17 protein-coding genes are annotated in these 19,512 nt (G+C 73.6%); 11 read left to right on the top strand and 6 right to left on the bottom strand.

Features of this window, described 5'->3' with window-relative positions; translation table 11 throughout:
- On the bottom strand, positions 1 to 986 hold a 986-nt coding region (locus tag ACFP1K_RS34585; protein ID WP_380761427.1), incomplete at its 3' end, for a LacI family DNA-binding transcriptional regulator.
- 176 nt (positions 987 to 1,162) lie between these two features.
- Between ACFP1K_RS34585 and ACFP1K_RS34580 the strand changes: the two genes are divergently transcribed.
- The 4 genes from ACFP1K_RS34580 to ACFP1K_RS34565 all read left to right on the top strand — a co-directional run bounded on the left by ACFP1K_RS34580 (position 1,163) and on the right by ACFP1K_RS34565 (position 6,009).
- Positions 1,163 to 2,380, top strand: a complete 1,218-nt coding sequence (locus ACFP1K_RS34580; RefSeq protein WP_380761425.1) for an ABC transporter ATP-binding protein — start codon at positions 1,163 to 1,165, stop codon at positions 2,378 to 2,380.
- 252 nt (positions 2,381 to 2,632) lie between these two features.
- On the top strand, positions 2,633 to 3,526 hold the full coding sequence (locus tag ACFP1K_RS34575) for a hypothetical protein (RefSeq protein WP_380761423.1): 894 nt from the start codon (positions 2,633 to 2,635) through the stop codon (positions 3,524 to 3,526).
- Positions 3,527 to 3,538: 12 nt separating this feature from the next.
- Entirely contained in the window at positions 3,539 to 5,299 is a 1,761-nt protein-coding gene (locus ACFP1K_RS34570) for a DUF4012 domain-containing protein (RefSeq protein WP_380761421.1), read from the top strand.
- An 89-nt stretch (positions 5,300 to 5,388) separates the two neighbouring features.
- Positions 5,389 to 6,009, top strand: coding sequence for an arsenate reductase/protein-tyrosine-phosphatase family protein (locus ACFP1K_RS34565; RefSeq protein WP_380761419.1), 621 nt, complete (start codon positions 5,389 to 5,391; stop codon positions 6,007 to 6,009).
- On the opposite strand, the gene ACFP1K_RS34560 is transcribed toward ACFP1K_RS34565, so the two are convergent.
- The 5 genes from ACFP1K_RS34560 to ACFP1K_RS34540 all read right to left on the bottom strand — a co-directional run bounded on the left by ACFP1K_RS34560 (position 5,975) and on the right by ACFP1K_RS34540 (position 11,612).
- Positions 5,975 to 7,360, bottom strand: coding sequence for a polysaccharide biosynthesis tyrosine autokinase (locus ACFP1K_RS34560; RefSeq protein ID WP_380761417.1), 1,386 nt, complete (start codon positions 7,358 to 7,360; stop codon positions 5,975 to 5,977). The genes ACFP1K_RS34565 and ACFP1K_RS34560 overlap by 35 nt on opposite strands.
- 4 nt (positions 7,361 to 7,364) lie before the next feature.
- Positions 7,365 to 8,426 carry an MraY family glycosyltransferase gene (locus ACFP1K_RS34555; protein ID WP_380761415.1) on the bottom strand — a complete coding sequence of 354 codons (1,062 nt, stop codon included), beginning with the start codon at positions 8,424 to 8,426 and terminating at the stop codon, positions 7,365 to 7,367.
- Positions 8,423 to 9,421: an NAD-dependent epimerase/dehydratase family protein gene (locus ACFP1K_RS34550; protein WP_380761413.1), complete on the bottom strand. Its 999-nt coding sequence runs from the start codon at positions 9,419 to 9,421 to the stop codon at positions 8,423 to 8,425. The genes ACFP1K_RS34555 and ACFP1K_RS34550 overlap by 4 nt, the downstream gene beginning before the upstream one ends.
- Positions 9,422 to 9,489: 68 nt before the next feature.
- Positions 9,490 to 10,440, bottom strand: a complete 951-nt coding sequence (locus ACFP1K_RS34545; RefSeq protein ID WP_380761411.1) for an NAD-dependent epimerase/dehydratase family protein — start codon at positions 10,438 to 10,440, stop codon at positions 9,490 to 9,492.
- On the bottom strand, positions 10,437 to 11,612 hold the full coding sequence (locus tag ACFP1K_RS34540) for a glycosyltransferase (RefSeq protein ID WP_380761409.1): 1,176 nt from the start codon (positions 11,610 to 11,612) through the stop codon (positions 10,437 to 10,439). Before ACFP1K_RS34540 ends, ACFP1K_RS34545 begins: the two co-directional genes overlap by 4 nt.
- A gap of 274 nt (positions 11,613 to 11,886) precedes the next feature.
- Here ACFP1K_RS34540 and ACFP1K_RS34535 point away from each other — a divergent pair, with 274 nt between their 5' ends.
- The 7 genes from ACFP1K_RS34535 (at position 11,887) to ACFP1K_RS34505 (ending at position 19,509) form a co-directional block, all read left to right on the top strand.
- Entirely contained in the window at positions 11,887 to 12,855 is a 969-nt protein-coding gene (locus tag ACFP1K_RS34535; protein WP_380761407.1) for a sulfotransferase, read from the top strand.
- Between the two features lie 113 nt (positions 12,856 to 12,968).
- Positions 12,969 to 13,745, top strand: coding sequence for a class I SAM-dependent methyltransferase (locus ACFP1K_RS34530; protein ID WP_380761405.1), 777 nt, complete (start codon positions 12,969 to 12,971; stop codon positions 13,743 to 13,745).
- Between the two features lie 115 nt (positions 13,746 to 13,860).
- On the top strand, positions 13,861 to 15,009 hold the full coding sequence (locus ACFP1K_RS34525; RefSeq protein ID WP_380761403.1) for a glycosyltransferase family 4 protein: 1,149 nt from the start codon (positions 13,861 to 13,863) through the stop codon (positions 15,007 to 15,009).
- Positions 15,006 to 16,154 (top strand): glycosyltransferase family 4 protein, encoded by a 1,149-nt coding sequence (locus ACFP1K_RS34520; RefSeq protein ID WP_380761401.1) that lies wholly within the window; start codon positions 15,006 to 15,008, stop codon positions 16,152 to 16,154. The genes ACFP1K_RS34525 and ACFP1K_RS34520 overlap by 4 nt, the downstream gene beginning before the upstream one ends.
- Complete coding sequence (locus ACFP1K_RS34515; protein ID WP_380761399.1) at positions 16,151 to 17,266, top strand: glycosyltransferase family 4 protein; 1,116 nt, start codon at positions 16,151 to 16,153, stop codon at positions 17,264 to 17,266. The genes ACFP1K_RS34520 and ACFP1K_RS34515 overlap by 4 nt, the downstream gene beginning before the upstream one ends.
- On the top strand, positions 17,263 to 18,456 hold the full coding sequence (locus ACFP1K_RS34510) for a glycosyltransferase (protein WP_380761397.1): 1,194 nt from the start codon (positions 17,263 to 17,265) through the stop codon (positions 18,454 to 18,456). The genes ACFP1K_RS34515 and ACFP1K_RS34510 overlap by 4 nt, the downstream gene beginning before the upstream one ends.
- A gap of 54 nt (positions 18,457 to 18,510) precedes the next feature.
- Complete coding sequence (locus tag ACFP1K_RS34505; RefSeq protein WP_380761395.1) at positions 18,511 to 19,509, top strand: NAD-dependent epimerase/dehydratase family protein; 999 nt, start codon at positions 18,511 to 18,513, stop codon at positions 19,507 to 19,509.
- The last annotated feature ends 3 nt before the right edge of the window (positions 19,510 to 19,512 follow it).

The raw sequence follows: 19,512 nt of genomic DNA, 5'->3' as shown, positions 1-19,512 counted from the left end.
CGGCGGGGGGCGCAGCTGCCTCGGACTATTAGTTCTGTGGGGAGGGTTACGGTGCGGGAGCGGCGGGTTTCTCGGAGGACCAGTTCGGCGGCGCGGTAGCCCATGTCTTGGGCGGGCTGGGAGATCACGGTCAGTGGGGGGGAGCACAGTTCGGCCCAGGGGACGTCGTCGAACATGATCAAGGAGAGGTCGCGAGGGACGCGGAGGTCCAGTTCGCGGGCGGCCAGGAGGGCCACCTCGCCGAGCATGTTGCCGCCGGCGAGGACGGCGGTGAGGTCGGGGCGGTGCTGGAACAGGCCGGAGGCGGTGGCGTAGGCGGAGTCGCGGGTGGAGTGGGCCCGGGCGATGAGTTCCTCGTCGACCGACATGCCGAGGGAGGCCAGGGCCTCGCGGTAGGCGCGGACGCGCTGGGACTGGCCGTGCCGGGCGAGGAAGGCGATGCGGCGGTGGCCGAGCCCGATGAGGTACTCGACGGCGACCCGCACCCCCGAGCGGTCGTCGGTGACCACGGTGGGCACGTCGTCCCGGCCCTGGACGCGCCGTTCGGCGAAGACGACGCCGAGGCCGGCGCGGAACGCGGGGCCCCACATCTCGCCGTCACCGCACGGGACCGCGATCACCCGGTCCACGCTCTGCTCGATCAGCGAGCCGATCAGCTCGGTCTCGCGCTCGGGGTCGTCCCCGGTGGTCCCGATCATCACGGGCTCGCCCGCCGACTGGGCGCACGCGAGCACGCCGTCGGCGAGACGGCTGTAGAAGGCGTCGGTGATGTCGGGCAGCAGCAGCCCGATGCCGCCGGTGCGGCGGCGGCGCAGATTGCGTCCGAGGGCGCTCGGCCGGTAGTCCAGCCGCGCGGCGGCGGCCAGTACGCGTTCCCGGGTGGCGGCGCTGGCGGACCCGGTGCCGGACAGCACCCGGGAGGCGGTGGCGAGGCCGACTTCCGCCGCCTCGGCCACATCCTTGATCGTCGTTCGCCGCTGCCCCATGGGAGTCATGGAAACGATTCCATCATGTTTTCCATCGCGGGGCCAGCGTGGGAGGGTCGTCTGACCAGTGTGAGGAGCCACTATTTGGCAGGGGCTTGACAGGGATGTCCGGTTCCGGTGAGATTCATGAAAACGTATCCATATCCGGCGTCGAACCGGACGCACGAAGGACTGTCATGGCATCTATCGTTCTCCGCAACGTTGACAAGATCTATGCGGGCGGCGTGAAAGCCGTGAACGGCCTGAACCTGGATATCCAGGACGGCGAGTTCATGGTCCTGGTCGGCCCCTCCGGCTGCGGCAAGTCGACCGCGTTGCGCATGATCGCCGGCCTGGAGGACATCAGCGGCGGCGAGATCTCCATCGGGGAGCGCGTGGTCAACCACCTGCCGCCGAAGGACCGCGACATCGCGATGGTCTTCCAGAACTACGCGCTGTACCCCCACATGACGGTGGAGGAGAACCTCGCGTTCGGCCTCAAGCTTCGCAAGATGCCCAAGGCGGAAATCGCCAAGCGGGTACAGGAAGCCGCCAAGATGCTGGGCCTCGACCAGTACCTCAAGCGCAAGCCCGCCGCCCTGTCCGGTGGCCAGCGCCAGCGTGTCGCCATGGGCCGCGCGATCGTCCGTGAGCCGCAGGCGTTCCTGATGGACGAGCCGCTGTCCAACCTCGACGCCAAGCTGCGTGTGTCGATGCGCGCCTCGCTGAACCAGATGCACGAGCGTCTCGGTGTCACCACCGTCTACGTCACGCACGACCAGGTCGAGGCCATGACGCTCGGTGACCGGGTCTGCGTGCTGCGCGACGGCATCCTGCAGCAGGTCGACACGCCGCAGAACCTCTTCGAGGCCCCGGTGAACCTCTTCGTCGCCGGCTTCATGGGCTCGCCGTCCATGAACCTCGTCAACGCGGAGCTGGTCCGCTCCGACGCCGGCGCGGCCGTGGCCTTCGCCGACTACAACCTGCCGGTGCCGGAGTCGACGTTCACCGAGAAGCCCGGCCTGGACCAGTACTTCGGCAAGAAGGTCATCCTCGGCATCCGGCCCTCGGACTTCGAGGACGCCTCGTCGGCCAACGGCCACTCCGCCGGCTGGGCCCGCATCCCGGCCCGCTCGGAGGTCACCGAGGAGCTGGGCAGCGAGATCAACGTCCTGTTCCTCATCGACGCCCCGCCGGTCGAGCACCGCGACACCGTGGCGGCGGCCGACACCGAGGACGAGGAGGCCGCGCTGCCGCTGGTGGGCGACAAGTCGCTGTGGACCGCCCGCGTCAACGCCCGCAGCCACGTGCGTCCCGGCCAGAACATCGAGCTGGTCGTGGACACCCACAACTTCCACTTCTTCGACACCGACTCCGGTCTGTCCATCGGCCACCCCGCGAACGTGGCGCGCTGATCCCGCGCCGCCTCGCGAGGGGCGGCACAGCCGCGAACGCACCTTCCCCACCGAGAAGCCCCCGCCGCGTACCCCTCCCGCGGCGGGGGCTTCTCTTCGTTCCAGTTCGGGCGAAAGCAAGCGATCTTTCAGCAAAGGCCGTGCGCTGTGACGGCTGTCCTCCCTGCTCGGCGACTACAAAAGGTTGCGTCGACTTCGATTTCCGGGCGAGGTTCTCAACGGCTCGGATCGTCGCCCATCGGGGAGTACTGAATGGCTGGCAAATATTACGCGGTACCTGTTCTGCTGACCGTGACCGTCGCGGGGGCCATGACCACGTGCGCGGCGGCGGCGTACGCCGGAGCCGGGCCCCTGCCGCAGGCGGCGCATGCCCCGGCATGGCACGCGCAGCCCGACACGCAGCCGCCCACCGCGCCCACCAACCTCACCCTCACCGAGTCGCCCCCGGACTTGATCACGCTGACCTGGGGGGCGGCCACGGACCTGCCCGCCTACCCGCCGGGTCCGGGTGTGGTGGCCTACGAGATCTACGCGGCCACGTCGCCGTTCCAGCTGATCGCGGTGGTCCCGGCGGGGACGCTGACCTGGACCGACCGCCGCGGGGCCGAGATCACGATCTCATACCACGTCAAGGCCAGGGACGCCGCGGGCAACGTCTCGGCGCCGAGCAACATCATGACCCGTCACGGGAAGAAGGTCCCGACGGCCACGCCGACGCCGACCGTCGAGGAGCACGAAGAGATCCGGCCGGTGCTCGACAAGGACGTGCGGTCCGAGCGCGGCGGCGGGCACCACGCGAACGACGACGACCAGGTCATCAAGGCCGACAGGTTCCTCGTCCAGGAGGAGTCCGACGACGGCCACGGCCACCACCACGGCGACGGCTACCACGACTTCTACGGCGGCGGCGGCCACGGTGACGATGACTCCGGCGCCTACGCCGAGGACGACGACCGGGGCGGCCACGAGGGCCGCGGGCACGGCGAAGGCCGTCCCGAGGAGTCCCACATGGGCAAGGCGAACGCGCTGCCGTTCACCGGAGCTCCCGTCGCGGCCCTGGCCGGGGTGGGCGGCGTCCTGCTGGTGGCTGGCGCTGCCGGTGCCGCCATCTCGATCCGCCGTCGCCGGTCGGCGGAAGCCCGCTAGCGTCCCGCGGTCGTGCCACGGAGCCGGCGTCGCCGCCGGACCGTACGGGCCGGCCTGCTCGTCCTCGCCGTAGCTGTTGTGGCGGGGGCGGGCTGGCCGGTCCGTCTCGGGCTGGGCGCGCGCGATCACCTGGAGGCGGCCCGCACGTCGCTGGTGCATCTGCGCGCCGTGATCAGCGCGCGGGACGCCGGCCGGGCCTCGGTGGCGCTGGACGACGCCCGCCGCCACGCGGCCGAGGCGCGTCGCCTCACCGGCGGCTGGGACTGGGCCCTGCTCACCCACCTCCCGGTGGTGGGGGACGGCGCGGCCACCGTACGGGGGCTGGCCGCGGCCACCGCGGAGGCCACCGACGTGATGACCGCCGTGCTGCGGGCCGGGACGCCGCTCACCGCCGCGGAACCGGGTTCCGCGGCGGGCACCGAGCGCATGCTCGCCGACATCCGCGCCACCTCACCGGTCCTGGACCAGGCCGTCATCCGGCTCGGCCGGGCGCACGCGCTGTTGGCCGCGACCCCGGCGCGCACCGGATCGGGGCGGCTGGACCAGGCCAGGGCCACGGCGCTGGCCGAGGTCGGGCGGCTGCGCGGCCTGGTGGGCGGCGCGGCCACCGCGGCGGCCCTGCTGCCGCCGATGCTCGGCCTGGACGGCACCCGCCGTTACTTCCTCGGCTTCCAGACCAACGCCGAGGCGCGCGGCACCGGCGGGCTGGTCGGCGCGTTCGGCATCCTCAAGGCCGGTCGCGGCAAGATGAGCATCGAACGCCTCAGCGCGAACAACGGCCTGGTCGGCACGGACGCCCCGGTCGCCGACCACGGGCCCGAGTTCCGCGCCAGGTACGGCCTCGGCGCGGTGCGGCTGCTGTCGGTCTCCAACCTCTCCCCGCACTTCCCCTACGCCGCCGCGACCTGGACCGCGATGTGGGAGCGCCAGACCGGCAGGCGGCTGGACGGCGCCGTCGCGATCGACCCGGTCGCGCTGTCGTACCTGCTCGGACTGATCGGCCCGGTGAAGCTGCCCGGCGGCGAGAAGGTCGGCGCCGAGAGCGTCGTCGAGCTCACCGAGCGCACCGCGTACGAGCGCTATCCCGATCCCGTGGCCCGCAAGCGCTTCCTGCTCGGCATCGCCGAGGCGGTCCGCGCGGCCCTGCCGAAGACCTTCTTCGATCCCGCCCGGCTGCTGCCGGTGGCCAAGCCCATGGTCGAGGAGCGGCGCGTCCAGATCTGGAGCCGCAGGAGCGAGGAGCAGCGCCGCCTGGCGGCCACCCCGCTCGGCGGCGTGCTGCCGCGCGACCCCGGCCCGTTCGCCGCGCTGGTGGTCAACAACTCGGGCGGCAACAAGCTGGACTACTACCTGGATCGTTCGCTCGACTACGAGCTCGGCCCCTGCCGGGACGGGTGGCGCGACTCGACCGTGCGCGTCCGCCTGACCAACGACGTGCCGGGGGACCGGTTGCCCTCCTACGTCACCGGCGGCCCGTCCGAACAGGAGACGGGCCGTGCGGGGCACCGCCTGTGGGTGTCGTTGTACGCCGGGGTCGGCGCGCGGCTGAAGGCGGTGCGGATGGACGGCGCGCGTGCCGCGGTCCTGCGCGAGACCGAGCGCTCGCACCCGGTGTACTCGATCGTGCTGGAGTTCCGCCCGCGGCAGTCCAGGACCCTGGAGTTCGACTTCGCCGAGCCCGCCGCCGGCGCCGCGCCCCGCGTGCCGGTCCAGCCGCTGGCCCGTCCCCAGCACACCCGCGTCGCCGACGACCGCGCGGGCTGCGGGCGCTGAGCACGGCGTCGATACGTACCTGGACAGGTATCACAAAGAGTGCGCGTCGCCGGCCGTACGCGGTGATCGTGCGTTCTACCCTTGCCGACATGAGGGGTTGTCCGGAGACCGCCGAGGATCTGAGGTTCCGGGTGCTGTTCGTGTGCACCGGCAACATCTGCAGGTCGCCGATGGCCGAGCGGCTGCTGCTCGCCGCGATGACGCCGGGGGCGGCGGTCGTGGCCGCGAGCGCGGGCATCCACGCCGAGCCGGGGACCCCGATGGCCGGTGAGGCGCTGCGCGTGCTCGGCAGGGCCGGGGCCGTCACCACCGGTTTCGCGGCGCGGCGGCTCGACGCGGAAATGATCGTCGAGGCCGATCTGGTGCTGACGGCCGAGCGCGCCCACCGGGCATGGGTGGTGTCCAGGGTTCCGCGGGCCGCGAGCCGCACGTTCACCATCGTGGAGTTCGGTGCGCTGGTGACGGCCGTGCCGCGCGGCGCGCTGGACGGGTACGGCGACGCGGTGTGCCGCGCGCGGGGACTCACCGGTGCGGCGCACGAGCTGCGCGGGCTGGTCCACGTGGACCAGCCCGACCTCCGCGACCCCTACGGGCGCTCGGCCCGCGCCTACCGGGCCACCGCCCGGCGCGTCCAGGACGCGCTGGCGGCCCCCATCGAGGTGCTGACCGCGCCGGTCAGACACCCACCAGTGGTGCCCGCTGGCTCTTGACGTCCGCCTCGTACCCGGTGTCGTCGCCGTACCCGTAGACCTTCGCGGACTTCGGCGGCACGAAGTTCAGCACCGTGCCGACGATGTGCGCGTTGACCGACGCCAGCAGCTCGCCGGCCCGCACGATGTTCTCCCTGCGGGTCTTGCCGAACCGCGTGACGAACAACACGTCGTCGCAGCACGCCGCCAGCGCGGCGGCGTCGGTGACCGGCAGCAGCGGCGAGGTGTCGATGATCACCAGGTCGTACTGCCCGGTGAGCCGCTTGACCAGCGCCCGCATCGCCTGCGAGGCGAGCAGTTCGCTGGGGTTGACCGGGATCTGCCCGCTCGGCAGCACCGCGAGGCGGTGCTCGCTCCAGGTCTGGGTGACGTCCGCGAGCTCCGCGTCCCCGATGAGCACGTCGGTGAGCCCGGCCGCGCCCTCGATGCCGAGGTAGGAGGCCACCCGGGGGCGGCGCAGGTCGGCGTCCACCAGGATGACCCGCCACTTGGCCTGCTTGAACGCGATGGCCAGGTTGGCGGCGACCGACGTCTTGCCCTCCTCGGGCAGGCAGCTGGTGACGACCAGGGACTTCGGCTTGCGGTCCACGTCGATGAACTGCAGATTGGTGCGCAGCACGCGGAACGCCTCGGCGCGTGAGGACCGGCTGCCGTACTGCAGGATCAGTGGCTGGCGCCTGGCGTTCTTCTCGTACCCGATGACGCCGAGCGCGGGGCACCCGGCCAGTTCCTGCAGTGTCTCCGTGGTCTTGACCGTCGTGTCCAGCAGGTCGCGCGCCACCAGCCAGATGCCGGTCAGCAGCAGGGCGATCAGGATGGCGACCGCGGTGTTCAGCATCGGCCGCGGCGTCACGGGGGATTCCGGCACCGGCGCCTGGTCCACGACGGTGACCTTGACGGTCGCCGGGCCTCCCTCGGCGGGCCGCTCGATCTCGGCGATCAGCGAGGTGAACTTGGCGGCCAGGGCGTTGGCCAGCCGCGCCGCCCGCACCGGGTCCCGGTCGGCGACGGTGGCGCGCAGGATCACCGTGTCGGGCACCGACTCGGCGCTGACGCTCGACTCCAGGCGCCGCAGCTCGTCGTCGTCCCGGGTGATGAGCCGGAGCACCCGGTGGCTGGTCAGCAGGCTGGCGTACGACTTCACCCGCTGCTGGGACAGCAGCACCGCCTGGTACGCGGTCGTGGGGCTCGCCTCCTTGTCGTGCGCGGACACCAGCATGGAGACGGTGGCCGCGTAGGTGGGTGGCGTGGAGGCCGTCACGGCGAGCGAGGCGCCCACCGCGAGCACCAGCATGATCGGGAAGATCTTCCAGTTCTTCCGCGCGAGTCTGACGTAGTAGAGAAGGTCCACCGGATCACGGCCGCCTTTCGTGGATTCTCGCGGGGCCGGCGGGCCGGCCCTGCGGATGGACGTGCATTTTCTGGATGAGGCCGGCGACGGCCGACGCCGTGATCGCCACGATGATCGCCGCGGCGATCGGGGAGATGACGCGCAGCGTCACCAGCAGGCCGATCACCCCGGTGAGGGCCGCGCACGCGGCCAGCGTCAGGGCGGTCGCGCGCGTGCTCAGGCCGAGCCGCCGCAGCCGGTGCGACAGGTGGTCGCGTCCGCCGCTCAGCACCGGCCGCCCGGCCCGGCGGCGTGCCACGACGACGACCCCGGTGTCGACGGTGGCGACGAACGCCGGCAGCAGCAGCCCGGCCGCCGTCAGGGCGGGGCCGTCGCCGGGGATGAGCAGGACGGCGCAGCAGGCCAGCGTGAACCCGACGAACAGCGACCCGGCGTCGCCCATGAAGATCTTCGCCGGTGCCCAGTTGTGCGGCAGGAACCCGAGGCACGCGCAGGCCAGCGTGGTGAGCAGCAGTCCGGCGGCCGGATGGCCCGACAGGAACGCCGTCACCGAGAGCAGCCCGGCGGTGACCACGGCGACCGACGCCAGGGCGCCGTCCATGTTGTCGAGCAGGTTGAAGGAGTTGGTGATGACGACGATCCACGCCACCGTCAGCGGCCCGTCCAGCCAGCCGCCGGTCAGCGGCACGCAGACGCCGCACAGCACGACCGCGGTCGCCGCCGGGGTCTCGACGGCGAGACGGCTGAGCGGTGACAGGGACCTGATGTCGTCGACCAGGCCGAGCAGGCCCACCGCCATGGCCGCCACGACGATGGCCGCGATCCGCCGGTCGCCCGGGAAGGGCGGCTCGCCGGACAGCGCGCCGGACAGCGCGACGGCCGGGAGGAGCGTGCCGAGCGCGATCGCGACGCCGCCCAGGTAGGGCGTCGGGCGGGCGTGGGACTTGTAGCCCGTCGGCCGGTCGACCAGGTCGAGGCGCAGCGCGAGCAGTCCCAGCCCCCGGGTGGCGATCGCGGTCATCAGCCAGCCCGCCGCCCCGGCGGCCAGGACGGCAGGGCCGTTCATCGCCGCGCCGCCATCAGGTCGGAGCGGGCCTCGGCGATCGTCTCGGCCAGGATGTCGTCCAGCGTGCGCCGTGGCCGCCAGCCGGTCAGCGCGCGCAGCTTGGTGGTGTCGGGCACCCGGCGGGCCATGTCCTCGAACCCCTCCTCGTACGCCTCGGCGTACGGGATGAGCTCGATGCCCGAGGTGGAGCCGCTCACGTCGATGATCAGCTTGGCGAGCTCCAGGATGCTCACCTCGCGGCCGACGCCCACGTTGAACGTGCCGCCCACCGCGCCGTCGTGGTCCAGCAGCAGGAGCAGCGCGCCGATGACGTCGCTGACGTGCGCGAAGCACCGCGTCTGGTCGCCGTCGCCGAAGACCGTGAGAGGCACGCCGGCCACGGCCTGCCGGACCAGGCGCGGGATCACCATCCCGTACGCCGGGCTCTGCCGCGGGCCCACCGTGTTGAACAGCCGCACGACGATGGTCGGCAGGCCGCGTTCCTTGTGGTAGGCGTTGGCGAGGATCTCGTCGACGGCCTTGGCGGTGCTGTACGCCCACCGCACCACCGCGGGGCTGCCGAGGATCCGGTCGGAGGTCTCCGACAGCGGCCCGCCGGAGTTCTTGCCGTAGATCTCGCTGGTGCTGGTGATGAGGATCTTGCGGCGGTAGCGGTGCGCGGCCTCGATGACGATCTCCGAGCCGCGGATGTTGGTGGTGAGCGAGCGGAGCGGCTGTTGCACGATCAGCTTGACGCCCACCGCGGCGGCCAGGTGCACCACCACGTCGCACTGGTGGACCAGCTCGTCCACCATCAGCTCGTCCAGGACCGATCCCTGCACGAACCGCAGCCGGGGATGGTCCGCGACGTGGTCGAGGTTGGCGGTGCGGCCGGTCGAAAGGTTGTCCAGTATCACCACGGAGTCGCCGCGGGCGAGCAGGGCGTCGGTCAGATGGGACCCGATGAACCCGCTCCCTCCCGTGATCAGATATCGGCGCCCGGCTTCATGGGTCACGGATCTCTCCTCGCAGATTGGGCATGGCTGTGTGCGGACGGTGTGCGGCCCTCGGGGGCCCGCGGGGGTCAGCCAGGGGCGCCGAGCGGGGCCGTGGCGAACCATTCCGCCGTGGCGCGCAGTCCCTCCTCCAGGACGACCGGCCGCACGCCGGGGAACAGGCCGAGCAGCAGCCGTGGAGAGGCCCGCGACTCGCGGATGTCGCCGACGCGCGGCGGCAGGAACTCGGCGCGCACCGGGCGGCCGAGGACCCGGCCGAGCAGGTCGGCCAGCTCCAGCAACGACACCCGCGTGCCGAACGCCAGGTTGACCGGCCCGGGGCAGGTGACCCGCCGGGTCACCGCGTCGCACAGCACCCGCGCGACCGAGCCGACGTAGGTGAAGTCCCTGGCCTGGCGGCCGTCGCCGTGGATCGGCAGCGTCTCGCCGGCCGCGGCCCTGGTGAGGAACACCGGGACGACGGCCGCGTAGGCGTGCCCGGCCGCCTGCAGCGGGCCGTACACGTTGAAGAAGCGGAAGGTCAGCACGGGCAGCCCGTAGCTGCTGGCGTACGCCAGCGCGTACGCCTCCATGGCGAGCTTGCTGGCGCCGTAGGGGCTGAGCGGCCGGACCGGAAGGTCCTCGCTCTTGTACGGCACGGCGCAGTCGCCGTACACCGAGGACGACGAGGCGCAGATCACGTGCGGGCGGGTCCGGGCCGACCGGCACGCCTCCAGGACGTTGAGCGTCCCGGTCGCGTTGACCGTGTGGGAGGCGATGGGGTCGCGCACCGAGCGGGGCACCGAGGGCCGGGCCGCCAGGTGGACCACGGCGCCGGCGCGCGAGACCAGGCGCCCGACCAGGTCGCGGTCGAGGATGCTGCCCTCCACCAGGTCCACCGGGACGCCGTCCAGGTTGTCCGCGGACCCGGTGCTCAGGTCGTCCAGCGCGGTGACGTGCTCGATCCCCGGCAGGGCCGCGAGGGCCCTGCACAGGTTGGCGCCGATGAACCCGGCGCCGCCGGTCACGAGGACCCTCATCGGGCCGCACCGCCCGCCGGGGCGCCGCCGGCGGGCGGGTCCCGCAGCGACCGGTACAGGGCCTCGGTGTCGGCGACCAGGCGCCGCACCCCGAAGGCCGAGGTCGTCCACTCCTTGGCCGCGGCGCCCATGCGGCGGGCCAGGGCGGGGTCGGCCAGCAGCCGTTCCGTCCGCTCGGCCAGCTCGGCGGCGTCCGGCCGGGCCAGCAGCCCGGTCTCCCCGTCCCTGACCACCTCGGCGACGCTTCCCACGTCGGTGGCGACCACCGGGGTGCCGGCCATGCCGGCCTCCACGAGCGACAGCGGGGTGCCTTCGTTGTCGGAGGTCAGCAGCACGACGTCGGCGGCGGCGTACACCGTCTCCACGTCGTCGCGCCAGCCGAGGAAGGCGAACGAGCCGCGCGCGTCCCGCACCCGGCGTTCCAGCTCCTCGCGCAGCTCGCCGCCGCCGCAGACCACGAACCGGCAGCCGGGGAAGCGCCGCAGCACGATCTCCGCGGTGGCCGCGAGCCGGTCGGGCCGCTTGATCTGGGTGAGCCGCCCCACGAACGCCACAACCGGCGCATCGGGGGGCAGGCCGAGGGCCGCGCGGGCCACGTCGCGCGGCGGCGCGGGCTCGGGGGCGACGCCGGGGGGGATGACGAGGTACTGTTCCGGTCTCCCGATCCCGGCGGCCAGCAGGTCGTCGCGCACCTTGGCCCCGACGGTGACCAGCCGCCGCGTCATCAGCGCCAGCAGCCGCTCGGTCCCGGCGTACGCCGCCCGCGCGGCCGGGGAGAAGTACCCGTGCAGCAGGTGGCCGTGGTAGACATGGGCACGCGCGGCGCCGACGCCGGACACGGCGGACGCCAGGCGGCCGAGCACGCCCGCCTTGCTGGTCCGGGTGTGCACGACGTCCGGGCGGAAGTCCCGCATCTCCTGGACCAGGAACGCCAGGGCGCGCAGGTCGCCGCCCGCGCTGACCGCGCGGTGCAGGCCGGGCACGTGGCGCACCGGGACGTCCGCGTCCCGTAGCCGGTCGCTCTCGCCCTCGCCGACACTCCCGGTGTACAGCCGGTGGTCGAACGCGTCGCGGTCCAGCCCGCGGTACAGTCCCATGACCTGCGTGGCCGGGCCGCCGACGTTCATCCGCGCGATGATCTCCATGACGCGGATGCGGCGGTTCGCGTTCATACGAACTCCTGGGCGACGGGGTGTTCCACGTCGGAGAAGCTAGCCCGAGACCCTAACCCTTCCTCAGAGGCGTCCCGCCCCGGCGGCGAAATGTTTCCCTACTGCCTACCCCCTGATGAGGAAGGGGTGTGCCGCCCAGAGCCGGTGCGGTGGCGGCCTTGCCCTGGGCCACCCGTAGCGCGCGTCCGGTCGTATAACGTGCTGTACGCATGATCGCAGACGTGGCGAACGCCCCCCGAGCGCACACGATGACGAGGACGCGGACAGGGGGGCCATGGCGGGCGACGACACGGTGGACGTGGCGTTCATCGGAGGGACCGGGCGCAGCGGGAGCACACTGATCTCCCGTGTCCTCGGCGCGGTCCCCGGCTTCTGCGCCGTGGGGGAGCTGTTCCACGTGTGGGACCACGGCGTGCGCCGCGACGAGCTGTGCGGGTGCGGCGTGCGGTTCGGCGAGTGCGACTTCTGGACCCGGGTCGGGAATGAGGCGTTCGGCGGCTGGGACCGCGTGGACGCCGGCGAGATGCTGACCCTGCACCGCGGGGTGGTGCGGATCCGCCACCTGCCGCTGCTCGCGGCGCCGCGCCTGGTGCCGTCCTTCCAGCGGCGGCTGGAGCGCTACACCGCCGTCATGGGGCGGCTGTACCACGGGGTGCGGGCGGTGAGCGGCTGCGACGTCGTGGTCGACTCCTCCAAGCTGCCCGGCTCGGCGTACACGGCCTGGCGGGTGCCGGGGATCCAGGTCAAGATGATCCATCTGGTCCGGTCCAGCTACGGCGTCTGCTACTCCCTGACCAAAAGGCTGCCCAATCCCGACTACCGTCACGACCTCATGCCCCGGCAGTCCCCGGCCCGCAGCGCGCTGGAGTGGTCGGGGTTCAACCTGTCGCTGGACGTCCTCGGCCGGCTCGGCATGCCGTCCCTGTTGCTGAGGTACGAGGACTTCGTGGCCGAGCCGCGGGCGCAGCTGGACCGGATGCTCGGGTTCCTCGGGCGCGAGGCCGGCCCGGAGCAGCTCGCGTTCCTGCGCGACGACCGGGTCGACCTGGCGCGCTGCCACTGCATCGCGGGCAACCCGATGCGGTCGAGGATCGGATCGGAGCCGCTGGTGACGGACGTGGAGTGGCGGGCGCGGCTGCCGCGCCGGGCCAAGTGGCTGGTGGCGGCCATCACGGCGGGCGGTCTGGTCAGGTACGGCTATTACCCGCCGCATGCCGGTTCCCGGCGCATGACCCGGCTTTGACCTGGAATCGCCGACCCATCCCTGAACGTGGACGAGATCGTCGCGGTGCTCTTCACTCGGTGACGACCGCCGGGGGAACGCCCTGGCGCGGGGGAACCGATGTGGGGGACGGGATGAGTGGTCACGTCATCGTGCTCGATGACGACGAGGAGACCGGGCGGCGGCTGAAGTACTACTCGCGTGCCGCCGACGTCGTGTACTGGACGGAGCTGTGGCGCGCGGGGGAGTGGCGCTACGAGCGCGCGCTGGAAGGACACCTGCCGCATCATCTCCGGTCCACCTTCGGCAGGTTCGTGCCGCCCGGCGCCCGGGTGCTGGAGGCCGGCGCGGGGCGCGGGCACTTCACCGTCGCGGCGCACGCCCGGGGCTACCGGGCCGAGGGCCTGGACTGGTCGGCGGAGACCGTCACCGAGTTGCGCCGCCGCTTCCCCGAGATCCCTTGGCACGTCGGCGACGTGCGCAAGCTGGAGTTCCCCGACCGGACCTTCGACGCGGTCTACTCGCCGGGGGTGTGCGAGCACTTCGAGGAGGGCCCGAGCGAGATCCTGCTGGAGACGTTCCGGGTGTTGCGGCCGGGCGGGGTGGCCGTCGTCGTGACGCCGTGCTTCAACCGGTGGATGCGGGCCCGGCCGGAGCTGTTCCCCGGGGACGGGCGAGGTGCGGGGGATTTCTACCAGTTCGCGTTCAGTCCCGAGGGGATGACGGCGCTGCTCGGGCGGCTCGGTTTCGACGTGGTGCGGGTCAGGCTCTACGACACCGTGGACACCATGATCAAGTTCGCGGGGTGGCAGGTGCCGCGCTGGGCGGTGAAACCCCTCGCGATCATGGATTACCTGCCCGTCCTGCGCAAGTGGGGCCGGTGCTGCGTCTGGGTGGCCCGCCGCCCCTGACCCGCGGACGACGCCGCGTGCCGCCTCCCGACACGCGGCGATCTTCATATCATCACCGAACGTGTCCAGTCGTTGCACACTGTTACTTTGCCCGCGGCAGGAGGGGAGTCCCGGCATGACGATGGCGGTGGAGTCACGGCCGAGGCTGGTCTACGTGATACCTCATCTGTCCGAGCACGAGAGCGAGCACTTCGCGCACATCCCCGCGCTGCTCGCCGAGCTCGGCAAGCGGGTCGAGGTGGCCGCCGTCGTCGAGCGGGGCGCCCCGCCCGAGCGGCTGGACGGCGTGCGGCTGCTGGTCCGCGTGGGGGGGACCGGCCGGATCACGCGGGTGCTCGGCACCCTGAGCGCCGTGCGGCGCTGCGCCGCGGCGGGCCACGACACCTACTTCCTGCGCTACTCCCGCCTGTTCCTCGCCGTCCTGATCGTCACCCGGCCGCTCTACCGGCACCGCATCCTGCTGTGGCGCAGCGGCATCAGCGACGTCGCGCCGCCCGAGGTGGGCCGCACGCCCGCGCGGGTGCTGAACGACCTGGTCAACTGGACGCTGCTGCGCTTCGTGCACCGCTTCGTCACCGGCCCCGAGTCCATGGTCGGCTACATGTCCCGGCGCTGGCGGGTGCCGCCGGGCAAGATGGCCCTGCTCTACAACGACGTGGACGCCACCCGCTTCGCCCCGCTGCCCGCCGACCACCGGCGCAAGGCGCGGGCCGACCTCGGATGGGCCGAGGACGAGTTCGTGATCCTCTTCGTGCACCGGCTGTCCTACCGCAAGGGCGCCCGGCTGCTCGGACCGGTGTTCCGGCGGCTGGTCGCCCGGGTCGACGTCCCGGTGCGCCTGGTGGTGGTCGGCGACGGCCCGGACCGGCCGGACGTGGAGCAGGCCGCCCGCGCCCCCGAGCTGCGCGGCCGGATGCTGGTGGTCGGCGCGCTGCCCAACCACGAGCTGCCCCGCATGTACGCGGCGGCGGACTGCCTGCTCATGCCGAGCCTGGAGGAGGGCTTCCCCCGGGTGATCGTCGAGGCGATGGCCGCCGCCCTGCCCGTGGTGTGCACCGACGCCGGCGGCTCGGGCGACGTGATCGGCCCCGACCATCCCTACATCTCCCGGGTGGGCGACACCGCCGCGCTGCTGCGCCACCTGGAGGCCGTGATCGCGCTCCCGGCGGCCGAGCGGGCCGCGCTCGGCGACCGCCTGCGGGCCAGGGCCGGTGAGCAGTTCTCGCCCGCCAGGGTCGCCGCGATGCTCCAGGGACTGCTGTGACCGCGGGCACCGAGCCGGTGGGGCCCGGTGTCTCCGTGCTGGTCGTCGGGTCCAACCCGCTGCCCGACGGCGACTCCAACCTCACCGTGGCGCGCGGCCTGGCCGACCGCCTCGGCGGCCGGTACGACTTCGTGGTGCCGCGCGGGCCCGCCGAGGAAGGGCGGCTGGACATGCACCCGGTGCACGTCCACCGGGTACAGGCCGGCGGGCGCCTGAACTACCTCGTGGCCGCCAGGCGGGCCCTCGACGACGTCGCCGGCGGCACGTGGCAGGTGCTCATGTCGAGCAACCCGCTGGCCGCGATGGTCGTCGAGAGCTCACGCGCCCGGCGCACGCGGCCGCACATCTTCCACGTCCAGGGCGAGATCGTCCGGCCGGGCCCCGAGTACGGCGGCCCGCTCAAGAGGCTCGCCATCGCCGCGGCCACACACCTCGGCGTGCGCCGCGCCTCGGGCGTGCGCGTGGTGAGCGAGAGCCTGCGCGCCGCCGTCGCGTCCCGGGCCGCGTGCCCGGTCGCGGTGATCGGCAGCCGCGTCGACACCCGCCTGTTCCACCCGGACGCCGCGGGCCGGGGGTCCGGCGGGCCCCACGCCGTCATGGTCGGCGGCCTGGAGGACGTCAAGAACCACATCACCGTGCTGCGCGCCTGGCCGGGTGTCGTCGCCGAGGTGCCGGGCGCCCGCCTGCTGGTCGTCGGCGACGGGCGGTGGCGGGCCCGGCTGGAGGCCGAGGCCGCCGCGCTCGGCGTGCGCGACCTGGTCGAGCTGCGCGGGTGGGTACCGCATGCGCTGGTGCCCGGCCTGCTCGCCTCGGCACGCTGTCTGGTCCACCCGTCCTGGTCGGAGGGCCGGCCCCGGGCCGTGCTGGAGGGCATGGCCTGCGGGCTGCCGGTCGTGTGCAGCGACATCGCCGCCCACCGCGAGATCGTCCCCCCGAGGGCCGGGCGGCTGGTGCCGCCGGGCGACGTGCGCGGCTTCGCCGCGGCGATAGCGAGAATACTGCGCGACCCCGCCGGAGCGGCCCTGATGGGCGGCTACGGGCGGGAACTGGTCGCACGCGACCACGACCACGCGACGAGCCTGGACCGCTACGCGGACTTCATCAGGGCCGTCGCGGCGAGCCATCGGGGGACGTCCGGGCGATGAGGATCCTGCGTGTCAGCTACCGGGTGCCGCCGGAGCCCGGAGGGAAGGAACGGCACGTCGAGTGCCTCACCAGGCAGCAGGTCAGGCGTGGGCACCACGTCACCCTGGCGTTCCGCCGCGGCCTCGCGGTCCCGGACGGCGCCGAGGTGCTGCCGCTGCGGCCGACCATGCTGTCGCCGGTGCTGGCGCGGAAGTCGGACGTGCTGGCGTTCGCCGCCGAGGTGGCGGGCACGCTGCGCCGTCACCCCCGGCCCGACCTGCTCCACCTGCACGGCGACCACGTCGAGGCGTCCGTGCTCGGCCCGGCGTGCCGGCGGCTCGGCGTCCCGCTGGTGCTCACCGTGCACGCCGCGCTGTCGCGCAGGCATCCCCGCTTCACCCGCGCCGCGCTGCGGCACGTCGGCTCCTACATCGCGCTCGGCACGGCCACGGCGGGCGACCTGATGTGGGCGGGCGCCGACCCCGACCGCATCCAGGTGGCCTCCAGCGGCCTGGACCTGGACGCCATCGCGCGCCTCGCGCCGTACACCGCCCGCGAACCCGGCCTGGTGGTGAGCGTCGGCTCCCTGGAGCCCATGAAGAACCACGCCCTGGTCGCCGAGGCGGTGCGCGAGCTGCGCCGCACCCGGCCGAGGGTGCGGCTGGTCGTCGTGGGCGACGGCCCCGACCTGGACCGGCTGCGGCGGCTCGCCGGGCCCGGGACCGGGGTGGAGCTGGCCGGGAGGCTGTCCCGCGAGCAGGTCTACCCGCTGGTGCGGCGCGCCGAGGCGTTCGTGCTGGCCTCCCGCCGCCTGCCCGGCAAGGGCGAGGGGGTGCCCACCGCGGCCCTGGAGGCGCTCGCCCTCGGCACCCCCGTCGTGGTGTCGTCCGACGCCTCCCTCGACCCGGTGGTGACCGGCGGCGCGGCCTACCGCGTCTTCCGCAGCGGCTCCCTCGTCGACCTCGTCACGGTCCTCGGCGCCGTGCTGGACGACCCGCGCGCCCGTCGCGAGATGGCCGAGCACGGCCGCGCCGCGGCCGCGACCCTGGACTGGGCCGCCGTGGCCGGCCGCATGGAACAGTCCTACGACCGCGCCCTGCGCACGGGCCGTCCCCGCGAGGCCGCGCGATGAGCCCGGCGACCCCGGCGAGCGCGGAGAGCCCGCCGAGCACGGCGAGCGCGCCGGGTGAGCTGCACGTGTGCGAGGTGGTGAAGACGCTCAACGTCGGGGGCGTGGAGGTGCTGCTGGTCGAGAGGCTGAGCAGGGCGCCGCGGGACGGGACGCGGTACACGGTGGTGTGCCTGCGGGCCTCCACCGGCGAGCTCATCGATCGGCTGCGCGCGGCCGGGGTGACCGTGGTCGACCTGTCGGCGGGCACCCGGGCCCTCGGGTACGCCCGGCTGGTGGCCGCGGTGCGCGGGCTCGCGCCGCACGTGCTGAACGTGCACTCCCCGGCACCCGCCATCGTGCTGCGGCCGTTGCTCCGGCTGGCGCCGCGCCGCCGCCCGTACCTCGTGTCCACCGTCCACTACGCCTACAGCCCGTTGCCCGGCCTGGCCGACCGGATGCTCAGCTCGCTGGTCCTGCTGATGGACCGCCTCACCCGGCGGCTGGACGACCGGACCGTCGCGGTGTCCTCGCAGGTCGCCCGCTCGCCCGCCGTGCGGCACGCGCCTGGCCTGCTGACCCGGGTGCACGGTGTGGACGTCGCCGAGCAGCGCCGGTGGGCGGGGCGGGCGGCGGCCACGCGGCGGGAGTTCGGCGTGCCGGACGACGCGTTCCTGCTGGTCTGCGTGGCCAATTTCCGGCCGCAGAAGAACCACATGATGCTCGTCCAGGCCGCGGCCGAGGTGCTCGCCGAGCGCCCGGACGCGGTGTTCCTGCTCGCCGGGGGCGGCCCGCTGCGGGAGCGGATCGCCCACCTGGTGCGCCGCCGGGGCCTCGCGGACCGGATCCGCGTGCTCGGCCCGGTGAGCGACGCCAGGCGGCTGGTCGCCGCGGCCGACCTGCTGGTGCTCGGCTCGCACTACGAAGGGCTGCCCGTCGTGGTGATGGAGGCGCTCGCGGCCGGTGTGCCCGTGGTGTCCACCCGGGTGGGCGGCGTGCCGGAGCTCGTCGTCTGCGGGCGCAACGGCGTGCTCACCGAGCCCGGCTCGGCGAGCGCGCTCGCCGCGGGGATGCTGCGGGCGATGGAGCCGGAGACGCACCGCGCGCTGCGCTCCGGGGTGCTGACGGGGGCGCCCGCGGTGGACCTGCGAGGCACCGCCGAATGGTTCGAACGGCTCTACCGAGAGCTCGCCGGCGCGCCGCGGCACGCCTGAGCCGCCCGCGCGGGGTCCTGACATGTATCGCGTAACCGCTGATCGGGGGAAGCAGTGATCGGTTCGACGCAGGCCGTGGTGACGGGGGTGGCGGGGTTCATCGGCTCCCACCTCGCGGAGTCGCTGCTGGGCCGCGGGGTCCGGGTGGTCGGCATCGACCGGCGCCCGGTCGCCCGCGACCCCGTGGCGGCCCGCAACGTCGCCTCGCTGGCCACGCACCCGGAGTTCCGGCTCGTGGAGGCCGACCTGGCCGGCCTGGACCTGGCGCCGTACCTGGCCGACGCCTCGGTCGTGTACCACCTGGCGGGCCTCCCCGGCGTGCGCTCCTCCTGGGGCGAGTCGTTCGCCGACTACCTCACCTGCAACGTCCTGGTGACGCAGCGGCTGCTCGACGCCTGCGCCGCCGCCCGGGTGCCGCGCATGGTGCTGGCCTCCTCCTCCAGCGTGTACGGCGGCGCCGCCGGGCGGCCGTCCAGGGAGGGCGACCTGCCGACCCCGCTGTCGCCGTACGGCGTCACCAAGCTCGCGGCCGAGCGGCTCGCGCTGGCCCACGCCCGCCGGGTGGACACCCCCACCAGCGTCGTGGCGCTGCGCTACTTCACCGTGTACGGCCCGCGGCAGCGCCCGGACATGGCGATCGGCCGCGTGCTGCGCGCCGCCCGCACCGGCCGCCCGCTGCACCTGTACGGCGACGGGTTGCAGCGCCGCGACTTCACCTACGTCGGCGACGTGGTCGCCGCCACGCTGGCCGCCGCGACCGCCCCCGCCAGGGACGAGGTGGTCAACGTCGGCGGCGGCTCCAACGTCTCGATGCTGGAGGTGCTCGACCGCGCCGCCGAGATCACCGGGCGCGACTTCCCCGTCCGGCGGGAGGCGAGGCAGCCCGGCGACGTGGAGGCCACCCTCGCCGACCTGGCCAAGGCCCGCGACCTGCTCGGCTACCAGCCGGTGATCTCGCTGGCCGACGGCATGCGGCTGCAGTGGAAATGGCTGCTGAGCCGGGAACCGGACGACGAGCCGGCCCCCGGGACGCTCGGGGCGACCGCTGGATGAGGG

Source organism: Sphaerisporangium aureirubrum, assembly GCF_042658925.1.
GTDB lineage: Bacteria > Actinomycetota > Actinomycetes > Streptosporangiales > Streptosporangiaceae > Sphaerisporangium > Sphaerisporangium aureirubrum.
Note: the sequence above shows the minus strand (reverse complement) of the source record. Positions and strands in the feature narration are given on the sequence as shown.